This window comes from Rossellomorea pakistanensis (assembly GCF_016908495.1).
Classification (GTDB): domain Bacteria; phylum Bacillota; class Bacilli; order Bacillales; family Bacillaceae_B; genus Rossellomorea; species Rossellomorea pakistanensis.
The window spans coordinates 1392898-1410832 of record NZ_JAFBDZ010000001.1 but is presented as its reverse complement, the minus strand read 5'-3'; the positions used below and the strand labels follow the sequence as shown (position 1 = coordinate 1410832).

Below are 17935 nucleotides of genomic sequence, written 5' to 3'. Positions count from 1 at the left end.
AATAACTAAGTTTTGTCGAAATAAAATATTCTTAGCAATAATAACAAATTGTAAGGACTCAATGCTTATAATATAATAAGATAAGAGTTTTAATTTTCTAAAAATTAATCAAGGGGGGAAAGATGTGGAGAGATTATGGGTTGATCAATATCCTCAAGAAATTCCTGCCAACTTAGATTATGAATCGGTTCCTGTTCAAAATTATTTAACAAAGTCTGCTGAATTATACGAGAATAAAGTGGCTATACACTTTATGGGGAAAGAAATAACGTACAAAGAAGTCCATCAGTCCGCTTTAAAGTTTGCTAATTATTTGAAAAAGATTGGAATTGAAAAGGGAGATCGGGTTGCGATTATGCTGCCTAATACACCACAGTCGGTTATTGGTTACTATGGTGTCCTCTACGCTGGTGGTGTAGTCGTTCAAACCAATCCACTTTATATGGAGAGAGAAATTGAATACCAAATGAAAGACTCAGGTGCAAAAGTTATCCTTACTCTTGATATATTGTTTCCAAGAGTAACAAAGGTTATGGATAATACAGATTTAAAACATGTGATTGTAACCGCTATCAAGGATGTGCTTCCTTTTCCTAAAAACCTAATTTATCCTTTTATTCAGAAGAAACAATATGGGATTGTTGTAAAAGTAACCCCATGTGACAAATATCATTTATTTACTGATATTATGTCCACATCAAGTGATAAACCGATCGAACTAGAGGTTGATTTTGAGGAAGACTTAGCCTTACTTCAGTATACAGGTGGCACAACTGGGTTTCCGAAAGGAGTTATGCTAACTCATAAAAATCTTGTTGCTAACGCATCCATGTGTGATGCATGGCTTTATAAATGTAAAAAAGGAGAGGAAGTGATTCTCGGTTTACTACCATTTTTCCATGTGTATGGAATGACAACTGTACTAATATTATCTGTCATGCAGGGATACAAAATGGTTTTATTGCCGAAGTTCGACCCTGAAACGACTCTAAAAACCATAGATAAACAGAAACCTACCTTATTTCCTGGGGCTCCGACTATTTATATCGGTTTATTAAATCATCCTAATTTACGAAAATATAACCTTTCATCGATTGATTCATGTATTAGTGGATCAGCACCTTTACCTGTTGAAGTTCAACAAAAGTTTGAAGAAGTAACAGGAGGAAAGCTAGTCGAAGGTTATGGATTAACAGAGTCTTCCCCTGTGACACATTCTAACTTTTTATGGGATAAAGAAAGAGTAAAAGGAAGTATAGGTGTTCCATGGCCAGACACTGAATCAGCGATATTATCCTTAGAGACGGGAGAGCCACTTCCCCCTAATGAAATTGGGGAAATTGCGGCTAGAGGTCCTCAGGTAATGAAAGGGTATTGGAATCGCCCAGAAGAAACGGCTGAAACTGTGAAAAACGGTTGGTTACTGACAGGGGATTTAGGGTATATGGATGAAAAAGGATATTTCTATGTAGTAGATCGTAAAAAGGATATGATCATCGCGGGTGGATTTAACATTTATCCACGAGAAATTGAAGAAGTTCTTTACGAACACTCTGACATTCAAGAGGTTGTGGCTGCGGGAGTTCCAGATCCATATCGTGGAGAAACAGTAAAAGCCTATGTGGTATTAAAAGAGGGATCTACTTTAACAGAGGAAAAGCTTGATGTGTTTGCTAGAAAACATTTGGCTGCATATAAGGTTCCGAGAGTATATGAATTCAGAAAAGAATTACCGAAGACAGCTGTTGGAAAAATCTTAAGGAGAGCACTTGTTGAAGAGGAAAAGAAGAAATTTGAAGAAAACGAAAAGTTAGTCTAAACTTAAAAGTAGAGAGTTTCTCTTGTTCTTTCTTTTTGAATCAAATTCAGACAAGCTATATATTTCTTGACAACCATTCTAACTCCTTTTAATATGTAAATATGAATGAATGGTCATTCACCACATTTAAAGGATGGAACTATAATGAAAAGAAATAAACCAAAATACAAGCAAATCATTGACGCTGCCGTGATTGTCATAGCGGAGAACGGCTATCATCAGGCTCAAGTTTCGAAAATAGCCAAACAAGCTGGAGTAGCTGATGGAACCATTTATTTATATTTTAAAAATAAAGAAGATATCTTAATCTCACTGTTTAGAGAGAAAATGGGATATTTTGTTGAAAAAAATGAAGAAGTTATTGCAGGAAAATCGACAGCGGCAGAGAAGTTATTAGTGATGATTGAAAATCATTGTAGAATCTTGTCAGAGGATTCTCATTTGGCGATTGTTACCCAATTGGAATTACGTCAGTCTAATAAAGAGATTCGTTTAAAAATCAATGAGGTATTAAAGGGGTATCTTCACCTTGTTGATCAAATTCTTTACTACGGGATAGAGACGAACGAATTTGACCCAGATTTGGATGTTAGGTTGACACGTCAAATGATTTTTGGAACATTAGACGAGATGGTGACAACCTGGGTGATGAATGATCAAAAGTATGACCTGGTTGCACAATCATCTGCCATACATCAATTATTAATAAACGGATGTGGTGGCAAAAGGTAAAACAACTTCAGAAGGGGATGAATGGATGAAGTATTTAACATGGGACCTTGAAGAGCATGTGGCGTGTATAATGATTCAACGACCGCCTGCTAATGCACTTGCCAGTGATTTAATTCTCGAACTCTCTGAGATATTAAATGAATTGGAAGAGAATAAAGATGCAAGAGTGCTTCTTCTTCAAGGCGAAGGAAGATTCTTCTCCGCAGGAGCGGACATCAAAGAATTCACTACAGTTAAAAATGGAGATGAATTTTCTGCACTTTCAAAAAGAGGACAAGATCTATTTGAAAGGATGGAAAACTTCTCAAAACCAATTATTGCAGCTATTCATGGTGCCGCACTTGGCGGTGGGTTAGAGCTAGCAATGGGTTGCCATATTCGCCTAGTTAGTAAGAATGCAAAGCTTGGTCTACCGGAATTACAGCTTGGATTAATTCCAGGATTTGCAGGTACACAACGACTACCAAAACTTGTAGGAACACCAAAAGCAGCTGAAATGCTTTTAACTAGTGAACCTATTACGGGGACAGAAGCTGTTCAATATGGTTTAGCAAATAAAGCATACCCAGACGAAGAGCTGTTTGTTAAGGCGAAGGAAATGGCTCATAAAATTTCTAAAAAAAGTCCAGTAGCTATGAAAGCTGCTCTTAAACTATTAAGCTATTCAAAAGACGATCGTTTTTATGAAGGCGTCTTGAAAGAAGCAGAACTTTTTGGAGAGGTATTCCAATCAGAGGATGGGCAAGAAGGGATTGGAGCTTTTATCGAAAAACGGACTCCAAACTTTAAAGGGAAGTAATTTTTTTGAACAGAATTTTTTCAATATTTATAAACAAGTGAAAGTTTTAACTTTTGGGAGGGAATAGAATGAACATCTATGTACTTATGAAAAGAACTTTCGATACAGAAGAAAGAATCTCGATTTCAGGCGGACAAATCAGTGAGGACGGAGCAGAATTCATCATCAATCCATACGATGAATATGCCATTGAAGAGGCGATCCAAGTACGTGACGCACATGGTGGAGAAGTAACCGTTTTAACGATTGGAAATGAGGAAAGTGAAAAGCAATTACGCACAGCCCTCGCAATGGGAGCGGATAAAGCCGTATTAATAAACACGGAAGAGGATGTGGAAAACGGCGACCAGTTTACAACAGCGAAAATTCTTGGGGAATATTTAAAAGATAAAGAAGTAGATTTGATTTTAGCAGGGAATGTAGCCATTGATGGTGGATCTGGTCAAGTTGGTCCAAGGGTTGCAGAGCAATTAGATATTCCTTATATCACTACGATTACAAAATTAGATATTGATGGCGATAAGGTAACGGTTGTCCGTGATGTTGAAGGGGATTCTGAAGTGATTGAAACGACTTTACCACTTCTTGTAACAGCACAACAAGGGTTGAACGAGCCTCGCTATCCATCACTACCAGGAATTATGAAAGCGAAGAAAAAACCATTAGATGAAATTGAAATTGATGATATCGATTTAGATGAAGACGATGTAGAAGCAAAAACAAAGACAATCGAAATTTTCTTGCCACCGAAAAAAGAAGCGGGGAAAGTGTTAGAAGGAGAATTAGACGATCAAGTTAAAGAACTTGTGAAACTTCTCCATACAGAAGCAAAAGTCGTTTAACCTTTAGCTTTTGATCGGAAAACACAAAAATCATTCAGGGGGTAATCAAACATGAGCAGAAAAGTGTTAGTACTTGGAGAAGTACGTGATGGTTCTTTACGTAATGTATCTTTTGAAGCAGTAGCCGCTGGAAAGACGATAGCCGAGGGTGGAGAAGTAGTCGGTGTTTTAATAGGAAAAACTGTAAGCGCTTTAGGAGAAGAGCTTATACAATATGGTGCTGATCGAGTTGTCGTTGTGGAAGATGATAAACTTGAGCAGTACACATCTGATGGTTTCTCACAAGCGTTTATGGCGATTGTAGAACAAGAGAATCCTGAAGGAATTATTTTTGGTCATACAGCACTTGGAAAAGATCTATCTCCGAGAATTGCAAGTAAATTAAGCACTGGATTAATCTCAGATTCAACATCGATTGAAGAGGCTGGAGGGAATCTTGTTTTTACTCGTCCAATCTATTCAGGTAAGGCATTCGAGAAGAAAATTGTAACCGATGGAGTCATTTTTGCGACAATTCGTCCAAATAATATTGCTGCTTTAGAAAAGGACGATTCTAAGAGCGGAGATGTGTCTTCCTTATCAGTTGACATTAAAGATTTACGTACAATTATTAAAGAAGTAGTAAGAAAAGCAAGTGAAGGGGTAGATCTTTCAGAAGCCAAAGTTATTATTGCAGGTGGACGCGGAGTTAAGAGTACAGAAGGATTTAATCCTTTACAAGAACTAGCGGATGTCTTAGGTGGGGCCGTTGGTGCATCACGTGGAGCTTGTGATGCTGATTACTGTGATTATTCCCTGCAAATTGGTCAAACAGGTAAAGTAGTAACGCCTGATCTGTATATTGCTTGCGGTATCTCTGGGGCTATTCAGCATTTAGCTGGAATGTCCAATTCAAAAGTAATCGTAGCGATCAATAAAGATCCAGAAGCTAATATTTTCAATGTAGCTGATTATGGTATAGTAGGTGATTTATTCGAAGTCGTGCCAATGCTTACGGAAGAATTCAAAAAATTAAAAGTTACATCTTCATAAGGAAAACATAGAGGGGTTGCCCCAAAACTGGGCAACTCCTTTCTATTGTTTTCATACTTTGAATAGATAAAACAGATGAGGGTAAATTAGCATTGAGCAAATTATTCGCATCGGCAGATATTCGGTGATATACTGACGATAATCTAGAAAGATAATTGGAGGTTTTTTCATATGGCTATAACAAATGCAACTGATCAAAATTTTTCTAATGAGACTAGCTCAGGCTTAGTCCTTGCAGATTTCTGGGCACCATGGTGTGGACCTTGTAAAATGATTGCACCTGTCCTTGAAGAACTAGACTCTGAAATGGGCGACAAAGTAAAAATCGTTAAAGTCGATGTTGATGAAAATCAAGAAACAGCTGGTAAATACGGAGTGATGAGTATCCCAACTCTTATCGTTTTAAAGGATGGAGAAGTAGTAGATAAAGTAATTGGCTTCCAACCAAAAGAAGCTTTAGCAGAGTTATTAACTAAACATGCATAAGCTTCCTTTTAAAAAACTGACCTGCTTGGGTCAGTTTTTTTGAATTGAAAGACTCTAGTTGATCCCAATGATGGACTAATATAAATTACTAAGAGGTTTTATTGTATAATAGAATTCAAAGTAATATCCAACAAAATATCCTATTATGGCTTAACACATAAACGTTCTATATTATCTGAATGAAAAAACAAGTATATTGATTGTGGGGGGTGAAAAAACATGAATGAGAATATATCTCACAAACTTGCCATTCTGCCTGATCAACCAGGTTGCTATATAATGAAGGATCGTCAGGGAACGATTATTTATGTAGGAAAGGCAAAAGTATTAAAAAACCGTGTACGCTCTTATTTTACTGGATCTCATGATGGGAAGACCCAGAGACTTGTGGGAGAAATCAAGGACTTTGAATATATTGTCACTTCGTCAGATATAGAAGCTTTGATTCTTGAAATGAACTTAATCAAAAAACATGATCCAAAGTATAATGTCATGTTGAAAGACGATAAAACATATCCGTTTATTAAATTAACTGCAGAAAAACATCCGAGATTAATTACAACCAGAAAGGTGAAAAAAGATAAAGGAAAATATTTTGGACCTTATCCGAATGTAGGAGCGGCAAACGAAACGAAGAAATTGCTTGACCGACTCTATCCCTTAAGAAAATGTACAACGCTTCCAGATCGAGTTTGCCTATATTATCATATGGGTCAATGTCTTGCACCTTGTGTAAAAGAAGTTAAAGAAGAAACGTATAAAGAAATGACTGATCAAATAGCGAGCTTCCTTAATGGAGGCTATAAGGAAATTAAAAAAGAATTGACAGAAAAAATGAAGGAAGCAGCTGAGAGTTTAGAATTCGAGAGAGCAAAGGAACTGCGCGATCAGATTCAGCACATTGAAGCGACGATGGAAAAGCAGAAAATGACAATGACCGATTTCACAGATCGAGATATTTTTGGTTATGCTTTTGATAAGGGTTGGATGTGTGTTCAAGTATTTTTTGTGAGACAAGGGAAACTAATTGAACGTGATGTTTCTATGTTTCCGATTTATGATCAGCCAGAAGAAGAGTTCCTCACGTTTATAGGTCAATTTTATTCAAAGGCAAACCACTTTAAGCCGAAGGAGATCTACCTACCCGAGAAGGTGAACAGTGAACTCGTATTTGGGCTCCTTCAAACGAAAGTTTACCAACCACAAAAAGGACGAAAAAAAGATCTTGTTCGTTTAGCAGAAAAAAATGCCGCTATTGCATTAAAAGAAAAGTTTGCCCTTATTGAAAGAGATGAAGACCGAACCATTAAAGCGGTGGAACGTTTAGGGGACGCATTGGGTATTTACCCGCCGCTTAGAATTGAAGCCTTTGACAATTCAAATATACAAGGGACAAATCCAGTTTCTGCTATGGTCGTCTTTATTGACGGGAAATCGGCTAAAAAAGAATATAGGAAATATAAAATTAAAACCGTTCAGGGCCCTGATGATTATGAATCCATGAGAGAAGTAATCAGACGACGTTATACAAGAGTTTTAAAAGATAACCTTCCACTTCCTGACCTAATTCTTATTGATGGAGGGAAGGGGCAAATTGAATCTGCGCGTGATGTTCTTGAAAACGAGCTATCACTAGATATTCCTCTTGCAGGACTTGCAAAGGATGAAAAACACCAAACTTCACAGCTTCTTTATGGAAATCCTCTTGAAATTGTGCCTCTTGAGAGAAGAAGTCAAGAATTTTATTTGTTACAAAGAATTCAGGATGAAGTTCATCGCTTCGCCATTACTTTTCATCGCCAGCTACGTGGGAAAAGTGCCTTCCAATCCACCTTAGATGATATTGAAGGTATTGGACCCAAACGGAAGAAACAGCTATTGAAGCACTTCGGTTCAATTAAAAAAATGAAAGAATCTAGTTTAGATGAGCTTATTAACCTAGGGTTGCCTAAAAAGGTAGCGAAAATTTTATGGAATCATTTGCAAAAATAATGTTGTTGCCCTAATTTTTATGTGCTATAATAAATGAAATTTTATAAAAATTATCACTTTAGAGTTACAAAGTGGTGATAGAGGCGCGAACTTCAAGAGTAAAAGCTTTGAAGAGTATGAGCTCTAAAGAAGAGCTTTGAAAGGGAAGGATCGCCGAAGTAATAACAAACTCATAATTGTTATTGCTGGTTCTACATTTTAAGAGGTGTAGAATTGTCAAGATGAGATTTCTTCATCTTGGAGAGCTATCTCACAATGTGGTCCTTCGTATGTTTATATATACGTTTATCACAAGCAATGAGATAGAAATTCTCATTGCTTTTTTTATTATTTATTGTGAGTAATAGCAACACTATGCAGAAAAGAGGGCGAAACAGTGGGTATTATCGTACAAAAGTTTGGCGGAACTTCGGTTGGATCTGTTGAGAGAATTCAAAATGTTGCAAATCGTGTAGTGGAAGAGAAGGAAAAAGGAAATCATGTCGTAGTTGTCGTTTCAGCAATGGGGAAAACAACGGATTCGTTGGTTAATCTGGCAAAAGAGATCACAGAAAATCCAACGAAAAGAGAAATGGATATGTTGTTAACAACTGGTGAGCAGGTGACCATTTCCCTATTAACAATGGCTTTAATAGAAAAAGGATATGAAGCTATTTCCTATACAGGTGGGCAGGCTGGAATTCAAACAGAACCTCATCATGGAAATGCTAGAATTGTGCATATCGACCCGGCGAAAATTGAAAATGATTTACATAACCATCGCATTGTCGTGGTTGCAGGATTCCAAGGAATTACAGAAGCCAGAGAAGTTACAACGTTAGGACGGGGAGGCTCTGATACGACGGCGGTTGCATTGGCAGCTGCCCTTAGTGCAGATCGTTGTGAGATATATACAGATGTAGATGGTGTCTATACTTCAGATCCTCGTTACGTCAAACGTGCAAGAAAATTAGAATCTGTATCCTATGATGAAATGCTTGAGCTAGCTAATTTAGGTGCAGGAGTATTACATCCGAGAGCAGTAGAATTTGCCAAAAATTATCATATCCCACTAGAGGTCCGTTCTAGTTTGCAAAAGGATAAAGGAACGATTATTGAGGAGGAAATTACAATGGAACAAGGTCTAATTGTTAGAGGGGTTGCCTTTGAAGATGAAATTACACGAATGACGGTATTTGGAATTAAGAATCCAATGACAAGCATGTCATCCATCTTTTCTAAACTTGCAAGGCATCATATAAATGTTGATATCATTATACAAAGTCAATCTGAAGCTAACCATACCAATTTATCATTTTCTATTAAACATCAAGACTTACAGGATGCTTTAGAGGTCTTAGAGAAATACAGGGAGGAACTGGGATTCACACATATTGAGCATGAGAGTCGCCTTGCTAAAGTGTCTATTGTAGGCTCAGGAATGATCTCTAACCCTGGGGTAGCTGCTCAGATGTTTGATGTATTAGCTAGTAATGACATCATTATTAAAATGGTGAGTACCTCTGAAATCAAGGTCTCAGTGGTAATTGATGAGGATAAAATGGTGAACGCTGCTCAAGTGTTACATGAAACATTTCAATTAGATCAAGTAGCAACACCTGAGGAGATTTATATTAAATAGTGAAAAAAGAATGGATCCAAAGTTTAGAGTTGGATCCATTCTCGTTCATTAGGTCTATTCTAAAATAGACTCTTTTTGATCCCAACGAACTAATATTTTAATAGTTTTGCTGCGCTTATGTAATTCATCCGTAGCTTCCGCTAACACTTTTTTCTGATTTTGAAGTTGTTCCGCTAGGAAGCCTGCTTCAAGCTTAAAACTTATATCTGATTTTATTTCAAGTCTACGGGAGACAAGTTCACCAGAGAGTTCAAAAGTCGCTTCATTTCTTTTTTGTTCAATAAGTGATAAATCTCCCCAGGCTGCTTCTTGAAAAAAGGAAATGATCTCTTCCTGTGACATAAGGGGGAATTTTCTTGCAATGGTTTTGCCTCCCCAATAAAGAACATCCGGGGTGTGCTTCCCTAAAACTTCAGGCATGAAAATGTCTCGTAGGAGCTCGTAGGCGAAAACCGGAACGGTCTGTTGTTCTTGTTCGGCTTTTTCGTTCTGTATTTCCAATTTAATCCCTTCTTTCTATTACACTATTATATACGTCTTATCACTAAAAATTAACTGTCAATTGTCCGAAGTTTTTATGGCATATTTTGGTGATATAATTTTAATAATAAGTTTATGATTGGAGGATACCATAATAGCCTGTATTTAGTCAGTAAATATACTAGTAATTAAATTTAAAATAGTTTTTCAATATGTCAATTTTAATGAATACGTTTTCTTGACGCTTCTACTACTTGGGAGTAAAATGAACATGTCATATAATTGTTACAATATGAAAATTGCAAAGGTTAGCTAATGTAATCGATACATATTCAATTAGAGGACCTTATAGTTTTCATCATTAAGGGGGGTAAATCATGGCTGGAAATCGTGAATTTAATTATCGCAGGCTTCATTCATTACTAGGTGTTATTCCAGTCGGAATTTTTTTAATCCAGCACTTAGTCGTGAACCATTTTGCAACACGCGGGGAAGAGGCATTTAATAATGCTGCTCATTTTATGGAAAGTTTACCTTTTAGGATCGTTTTAGAAACTTTTGTAATCTTTCTACCTTTGTTGTTCCATGCACTTTATGGGCTTTACATAGCTTTTACTGCTAAGAACAACGCATCTAAGTTTGGTTACTTCCGTAATTGGATGTTCTTGCTTCAACGTATCTCAGGTGTAATCACATTGATCTTTATCACTTGGCATGTGTGGGAAACAAGAGTAGCTGCAGCATTTGGTGCTGAAGTTAATTATCAGATGATGGAGAATATTTTATCGAATCCATTAATGCTCGGCTTTTACATTGTTGGAGTGATTTCAACTATCTTTCACTTTGCCAATGGATTATGGTCCTTCCTTGTTAGCTGGGGATTCACTGTTTCTCCACGTTCACAGGTTATTGCTACTTATGTCACGTTAGGAATTTTTGTTGCACTTTCGTTTGTTGGTCTTCGTGCCATTTTTGCGTTCGTTTAAAAGATTAATTCGTTATTATATCTTAATAGATATTTATAGGTACTTTGGTAAGAAAAGGAGTGAGTCACGATGAGTAAGGGCAAAATCATCGTAGTCGGCGGGGGATTAGCCGGCTTGATGGCCACAATTAAAGCAGCAGAATCAGGTTCGCAGGTAGATTTATTCTCTCTTGTACCTGTAAAGCGTTCCCATTCTGTTTGTGCTCAAGGTGGTATTAACGGAGCTGTTAATACAAAAGGGGAAGGCGACTCACCTTGGGAACATTTAGATGATACGGTTTATGGTGGAGATTTCTTAGCAAATCAACCACCTGTAGAAGCAATGACAAAAGCGGCACCTGGAATTATCCATTTACTGGACCGTATGGGAGTTATGTTTAACCGTACACCTGAAGGTCTATTAGATTTCCGTCGTTTTGGTGGAACACAGCATCACCGTACTGCATACGCGGGAGCAACGACAGGGCAACAATTACTTTATGCTTTGGATGAACAAGTTCGTCGTCATGAGGTTGCTGGACTTGTGAATAAGTATGAAGGATGGGAATTCCTTGGGGTAGTGATTGATGATGAAGGGATTGCAAGAGGAATTGTAGCTCAAGATTTAAAATCTATGGAGATCAAATCATTCCCTGCCGATGCCGTTATAATGGCTACAGGTGGTCCTGGAATTATATTTGGTAAGTCTACAAACTCTGTTATTAATACAGGTTCGGCAGCTTCTATCGTTTATCAACAAGGTGCATATTATTCAAATGGTGAATTTATTCAGATTCATCCAACAGCAATCCCTGGAGACGATAAATTACGTCTGATGAGTGAATCCGCTCGTGGTGAAGGTGGACGAGTATGGACGTATAAAGATGGTAAACCATGGTACTTCCTTGAAGAAAAGTATCCAGCATATGGTAACTTGGTACCTCGTGATATTGCTACTCGTGAAATCTTTGATGTATGTGTCAATCAAAAGCTTGGCATAAACGGTGAAAACATGGTTTATTTAGACCTTTCACATAAAGATTCTAAAGAGTTGGATATCAAATTAGGTGGTATCATTGAAATCTATGAGAAATTCATGGGTGATGATCCACGTAAAGTTCCAATGAAAATCTTCCCTGCCGTTCACTATTCAATGGGCGGACTATGGGTTGATTATGATCAAATGACCAATATTCCAGGATTATTCGCTGCTGGAGAGTGTGATTATTCACAGCATGGAGCAAACCGTTTAGGTGCTAACTCCCTTTTATCTGCTATTTATGGAGGAATGGTAGCTGGTCCAAATGCAGTGAAATATATTAATGGTCTTGAGAAGAGTGTTGAGGACATTTCATCCTCCTTATTTGAGCGCTATGTTAAACAAGAGGAAGAGAAGTGGAACAGCATTCTTTCAATGAATGGAACAGAGAATGCGTATGTTATTCATAAAGAGTTAGGCGAATGGATGACGGATAATGTTACAGTAGTTCGCTACAACGACAAACTGAAACAAACAGATGAAAAAATTGTTGAACTTATGGAGCGCTATAAAAACATAAATATGAATGATACACAAAAATGGAGCAATCAAGGAGCGATGTTTACACGTCAACTACAGAATATGCTTCAATTAGCGCGTGTAATCACAATCGGGGCATTGAATCGTAATGAAAGCCGTGGGGCTCACTACAAGCCTGATTTCCCGGATCGTAATGACGAGGAATTCTTAAAAACAACAATGGCGAAGTACAACCCTGAAACGAATTCACCAGAGTTCCATTACGAAGAAGTTGATATTTCATTAATCAAACCACGTAAACGTGACTATACAAAGAGTAAAGGGGGGAATTCATGATGAGTGAAAAGAAAACCGTACGTTTTATCATAACTCGTCAAGATCACCCTGATAAAGCTCCTTATCAAGAAGAATTTGTTCTTGATTATCGTCCAAATATGAATGTTATTTCAGCACTAATGGAAATACGCCGTAATCCAGTTAATGCAAAAGGGGAAAAAACGACTCCTATTAACTGGGACATGAACTGTCTTGAAGAGGTTTGTGGAGCTTGTTCTATGGTTATCAATGGAAAACCGCGTCAATCATGTACAGCACTTGTTGATAAATTGGAACAGCCTATTCGTCTTGAACCTATGCGTACATTCCCTGTAGTCCGTGACTTACAAGTGGATCGTAGCCGTATGTTTGATTCGTTGAAAAAGGTTAAAGCTTGGATCCCAATTGATGGAACATATGATTTAGGTCCAGGTCCACGTATGCCAGAGAAGAAACGTCAATGGGCATATGAGCTTTCAAAATGTATGACATGCGGTGTTTGTCTTGAAGCATGTCCTAACGTTAACAGCAAATCAGAATTTATTGGTCCTGCACCATTGTCTCAAGTTCGTTTGTTTAACGCTCATCCGACAGGAGCGATGAACAAAGATGAGAGATTAGAGTCAATTATGGGAGACGGTGGACTAGCAAACTGTGGAAACTCACAAAACTGTGTACAATCTTGTCCAAAAGGTATTCCTTTAACAACTTCAATCGCAGCTTTAAACCGTGAGACTACTTTCCAAATGTTCAAGAGCTTCTTTGGAAGCGATCATATGGTAGATTAATCGAAATCATTTTTATAAAGTGTTTGCCCAAAGCGGGCAAACACTTTTTTTGGTTCCATTCCATAAGCGGACCTCTTTTTTTGAATACGAATATTGTCAATATTTGTCGAGATATCGATAGAGGGGGAGGAGTTGAAAATAGAAACGCTAAAGTTAAAAATTAAACTTCAAAAGTTGAAAATTAGATTTAAAAAATTGAAAATTGGTTTGAGAAACCAACGATAAAATACCCCCATTACGAGAAATTTTTTATCATCCCTTAGTTTCAACCTAAAGTAAACAAAAAGTTAATCTCTTTCTATAAAAAACCACGTTTTGACTCGTCCCATACCTATCAGCTGCCGCAAGATATGAGTCAGAAATGTATTGTCACAAGACGTGGAGAATTTAGCCTTTCACCCTCTAAACGATTCGCTTCCGCTTTTCTAGGTATGAGTAAAGAAGATAGTACAATACTAATTTTACTACATACTAAAGATTTATTTTATTATTAAGATTTATAGTTCTAATGTTCTGTCTTTTGTAAACGATTTAGGAATTAATTACTGTTTTTGGCTTAATTTTGAAATAACCATCGAAAAATGTCATGCAATGTGAGAAAAATGTATTGTAGGAAAAAATATTCATTAGGAGGATAAAGGAATGAGGAGTAATCAAGTAAAGATATTTGCTGTCCTAACTGCATTTTTCATGGTTTTATCCACGGTCATTCCTTTTGCTGGAACCGCTTCTGCAAATGAAGTGATTTCAGTGGAAGATGCGATTGTTAATAACGAAGGTACGGCAACAGTTGAGGGGTATATTGTCGCACATACATCAGGTACCGTTTCATTTGATTTTGATGCCCCGTTTGGGAATGATTATAATGTAGCATTAGCAGATTCACCAAATGAAACAGATCCAGAGAAACTATTACCAGTCCAGGTTCCAAGTTCATTTAGAGGTGACTTTGGATTACAAACAAACCCAAATATTATCGGTGAAAAAATTCAAGTGACGGGGAATCTTGAACCATATTTCACTGTGCCTGGTTTAAAAAATTCAACAGAAATGATTTTTACTGATCGCGAGCCAGAACCTGAGCCAGATCCAGTAGTAGCTCCAGCTATTCATGAGATTCAAGGAGAAAGCCACCATTCACCATTAAATGGCCAACAGGTTAAAGAAGTTGAAGGAATAGTTACATTTGTAGAAAGCAGCAGTCAATTTTATATTCAATCATTAGCACCAGATGATAACCCTAAAACCTCAGAAGGTTTAATGGTTTATAAAAGCAACCATGGCTTAAAAGCTGGGGACGTTATAAAGGTCGATGGTGAAGTAAAAGAATACGTATTGGCAGGTTACTATGAGAGATTTGAAACAGATTTAACATTTACTGAAATTGCAGCAAACTCTGTTACAAAGACAAGTGAAAAAGAACTTCCAGAACCTGTTGTAGTGGGAGAAGATGTTACATATCCTACTTCAGTCATTGATAATGATCAATTTCAGCAATTTGACCCGAAAGAAGATGGAATAGATTTTTATGAAAGTCTAGAAGGAATGCTTATTGCACTAGAAAGTCCATATATTGTTGGTCCTCAAAAGTATGGAGAGGTTCCGGTTATTCCTGAGTTATTGGAAGGGAAAGATTACACTGACAAAGGTGGAGTGTTGTTACAGGAACACAATAGTAATCCAGAACGGATTTTTATTGAAGCGGGTGAAGACTTTGTAGCCAAAACGGGAGACCGTTTTACAAATCAAGTTAGTGGTGTATTAAGCTATAGTTATAGTAATTTTAAGCTTTTAACGAATGAAGCCACTTTACCTAAACTTGAAGAAAGTTCAGTTGAACGTAATGCTACTATTTTAGAAGAGACTGGGGACAAGCTGTCCGTTGCATCCTATAATATTGAGAATTTTTCTTCACAAACAAGTCCAGAAAAAGTGGAGAAAATAGCTCAATCTATTATTAATCAGTTAAAGACTCCTGATATTATTGGACTTGTAGAAGTTCAAGATAATGATGGTGAAGCAGATACTGGTACAACAGATGCTAGCCAATCCTATCAGGTTTTAATTGATAAAATTAAAGATTTAGGTGGACCAACATATGAATTTACCGATATTGCTCCAGAAGATAAAAAAGACGGTGGAGCTCCAGGCGGAAACATCCGTGTTGGCTACATTTATCAACCGGATCGTGTCACTCTAAAAGAAGCTCCAAAAGGAACAGCAACAGAGGCGGTTTCCTATGAAAATGGGGCTTTAACATTTAACCCTGGTAGAATCGACCCGCAAAATCCTATTTTTGAAGATACTAGAAAAGCATTAACAGCTCAGTTTGTATTTAATGGCGAAGACATCATTCTCATTAACAATCACTTTAATTCAAAAGGTGGAGATGCCCCTCTTTTTGGGAAAATTCAGCCTCCAGTATTAGAAAGTGAAGAAAAAAGAATAGATATTGTTACTGTCATCAATGGTTTTATTCGTGATGTAAAATCTAAAAATCCTGATGCAAATGTCATTGTAATGGGAGATCTAAATGACTTTCAATATTCTAAGCCTTTAGAAGTTTTAAAGGGAGATTTACTGACAAATGCTGTCGATACATTACCTGTGAACGAACGTTACACCTATAATTATCAAGGAAACGCACAAGTATTGGATCATATTCTAGTTTCAAATAATTTAGCTCCAAATATGGAAGCGGATATTGTTAATATCAATTCTGATTACATGGAAATACACGGTCGTGCAAGTGATCATGACCCTGTATTAGTTCAATTTGATTTAAATCCAGAGGATAAGCCCCTAGACTTAACACTTATGCATACGAATGATACTCATGCACATTTAGAGAATGCTCCACATATGCATACAGCGATTCAATCTGTTCGTGCCGAAAACCCTAATGCATTGTTATTAAATGCGGGAGATGTATTCTCGGGTACATTATTCTTTAACAAATACCTAGGGCAAGCAGATTTAGAGTTTATGAACAAAATTGGATATGATGCTATGACTTTTGGTAACCATGAATTTGATAAAGACAGCAAGACACTTGCTGATTTTATTGAGGGGGCAGAATTTCCATTTGTTAGTGCCAATGTAAATGTTTCAGAAGATCAAGTTCTTAACCCACTAACGGTAAATGAAATTGGATCACCAGGAGAAAAAGGGAAAATTTATCCGGCCATTGTTAAAGAGGTTGAGGGGAAGAAAGTAGGAATCATCGGCTTAACAACAGAAGATACCTCTTTCCTAGCGAATCCAAGTGACCAAATTGTATTCGAAGATGCTAAAGTGAAAACAGAAGAAACGATTGCATCACTAGAGGAGCAAGGGGTGAATCATATCATTGTTCTTTCTCACCTTGGATTCACAGCAGACCAAGAATTAGCAAACAGTGTCTCTGGGATTGATATTATTGTAGGAGGACATTCTCACACTAAATTAGATGAGCCTATTGTTGCTAATGCTGATGCAGAACCCACCCTTATCGTTCAAGCGAATGAATATGCAAAATTCCTAGGAAAACTTCAAGCCTCATTTAATGAAGAAGGTGTAGTCACTGAGTGGAACGGAAACCTCATTGATATTCTGGCAAAAAATGAAGCAGGGGAGTTTATCTACCCACAAGATGAATGGGCGGCCAATCGTTTAGCACAGCTTAATAAGCCCATAGAAGAGATGAAAAAGACCGTTATTGGACACACAAATGTACCATTAAATGGTGAGAGAAGTGACGTGCGTACGAAAGAAACAAATTTAGGAAACCTCATTACAGATGCGATGCTTGAAAAGGCGAACAAATCAGTCCCAACCCAAATTGCTATGCAAAACGGTGGTGGGATTCGTGCTTCTATTGATGAAGGGGAAATCACATTAGGAGAGCTTTTAACCGTAATGCCATTTGGAAATACGTTAGTAACATTGGACTTGACTGGAGAAGAAATTCTACAAGCTTTAGAGCATAGTGTTTCTCTAGTAGAAGAACAAGCAGGGCAATTTATGCAAGTATCCGGACTTAAATTCCACTTCGATCCTTCTCAACCTGGAGGAGAACGCGTATTTGAAGTACAGGTTCAGACTGAAAACGGATTCGAAGATATAAAGCTTGACCAAATGTATACAGTTGCAACAAATGCCTTTGTAGCAGATGGTGGAGATGGTTACTCCATGTTCAAACAAGCTAAGGATGAAGGCAGAATGAATGAGCTCTTCTTTGTTGATTATGAAGTGACACAAGAATACCTAGAGATGAACAGTCCTGTTTCACCTCAGGTTGAGGATAGAATTCTAGAAGGTGAAAAGCCTGATGAAGAACAACCAGAGGAAGATAAATGCGAAAGACCGCACCCAGGTAAACAAAAGGGACATGACAAACAAGACGATCATAAAAAGGGTAAAGGTAAGAAAAAAGGTCATAAGCCTTGTAAAGACAAAGACAAAGACAAAAAACATCATAAGTCAGCATAATAATCTTTTGAAGAAGGTACTATTTCGTACCTTCTTCTTTTCGTTAGTCGTGGAATAGCTTATAATAGTAAAATGA

General features: G+C 37.3%; 13 protein-coding genes and 1 riboswitch. Of the genes, 12 read left to right on the top strand and 1 reads right to left on the bottom strand.

Features of this window, described 5'->3' with window-relative positions:
• Positions 1–124: 124 nt before the first annotated feature.
• The 8 genes from JOC86_RS06915 (at position 125) to JOC86_RS06880 (ending at position 9323) form a co-directional block, all read left to right on the top strand.
• On the top strand, positions 125–1819 hold the full coding sequence (locus tag JOC86_RS06915; RefSeq protein ID WP_205169425.1) for a long-chain-fatty-acid--CoA ligase: 1695 nt from the start codon (positions 125–127) through the stop codon (positions 1817–1819).
• Between the two features lie 144 nt (positions 1820–1963).
• A complete protein-coding gene (locus tag JOC86_RS06910) occupies positions 1964–2551 on the top strand; it encodes a TetR/AcrR family transcriptional regulator (RefSeq protein ID WP_205169423.1) in 588 nt (195 codons plus the stop codon).
• Positions 2552–2576: 25 nt separating this feature from the next.
• Entirely contained in the window at positions 2577–3350 is a 774-nt protein-coding gene (locus JOC86_RS06905) for an enoyl-CoA hydratase (RefSeq protein ID WP_205169421.1), read from the top strand.
• A gap of 68 nt (positions 3351–3418) precedes the next feature.
• Entirely contained in the window at positions 3419–4192 is a 774-nt protein-coding gene (locus JOC86_RS06900) for an electron transfer flavoprotein subunit beta/FixA family protein (RefSeq protein WP_205169419.1), read from the top strand.
• 51 nt (positions 4193–4243) lie between these two features.
• Positions 4244–5224 carry an electron transfer flavoprotein subunit alpha/FixB family protein gene (locus tag JOC86_RS06895; RefSeq protein WP_205169411.1) on the top strand — a complete coding sequence of 327 codons (981 nt, stop codon included), beginning with the start codon at positions 4244–4246 and terminating at the stop codon, positions 5222–5224.
• 171 nt (positions 5225–5395) lie between these two features.
• Positions 5396–5710 (top strand): thioredoxin, encoded by a 315-nt coding sequence (gene trxA / locus JOC86_RS06890; protein ID WP_205169409.1) that lies wholly within the window; start codon positions 5396–5398, stop codon positions 5708–5710.
• A 219-nt stretch (positions 5711–5929) separates the two neighbouring features.
• Positions 5930–7702, top strand: a complete 1773-nt coding sequence (gene uvrC, locus JOC86_RS06885; RefSeq protein WP_205169407.1) for an excinuclease ABC subunit UvrC — start codon at positions 5930–5932, stop codon at positions 7700–7702.
• A gap of 70 nt (positions 7703–7772) precedes the next feature.
• Positions 7773–7958: riboswitch (Lysine riboswitch) on the top strand.
• A 120-nt stretch (positions 7959–8078) separates the two neighbouring features.
• Complete coding sequence (locus tag JOC86_RS06880) at positions 8079–9323, top strand: aspartate kinase (RefSeq protein WP_205169405.1); 1245 nt, start codon at positions 8079–8081, stop codon at positions 9321–9323.
• Positions 9324–9377: 54 nt separating this feature from the next.
• On the opposite strand, the gene JOC86_RS06875 is transcribed toward JOC86_RS06880, so the two are convergent.
• Positions 9378–9824 (bottom strand): YslB family protein, encoded by a 447-nt coding sequence (locus JOC86_RS06875; protein ID WP_239587408.1) that lies wholly within the window; start codon positions 9822–9824, stop codon positions 9378–9380.
• Positions 9825–10180: 356 nt separating this feature from the next.
• Here JOC86_RS06875 and JOC86_RS06870 point away from each other — a divergent pair, with 356 nt between their 5' ends.
• From JOC86_RS06870 to JOC86_RS06855, 4 genes are all read left to right on the top strand, one after another.
• Positions 10181–10789, top strand: a complete 609-nt coding sequence (locus JOC86_RS06870) for a succinate dehydrogenase cytochrome b558 subunit (protein WP_205169403.1) — start codon at positions 10181–10183, stop codon at positions 10787–10789.
• Between the two features lie 69 nt (positions 10790–10858).
• A complete protein-coding gene (gene sdhA / locus JOC86_RS06865) occupies positions 10859–12622 on the top strand; it encodes a succinate dehydrogenase flavoprotein subunit (RefSeq protein WP_205169401.1) in 1764 nt (587 codons plus the stop codon).
• Positions 12622–13389 carry a succinate dehydrogenase iron-sulfur subunit gene (gene sdhB / locus JOC86_RS06860; RefSeq protein ID WP_205169399.1) on the top strand — a complete coding sequence of 256 codons (768 nt, stop codon included), beginning with the start codon at positions 12622–12624 and terminating at the stop codon, positions 13387–13389. The genes sdhA and sdhB overlap by 1 nt, the downstream gene beginning before the upstream one ends.
• Before the next feature lie 642 nt (positions 13390–14031).
• The gene (locus JOC86_RS06855) at positions 14032–17859 is read left to right on the top strand and encodes a 5'-nucleotidase C-terminal domain-containing protein (protein ID WP_205169397.1); all 3828 of its coding nucleotides are present in this window, start codon (positions 14032–14034) and stop codon (positions 17857–17859) included.
• The last annotated feature ends 76 nt before the right edge of the window (positions 17860–17935 follow it).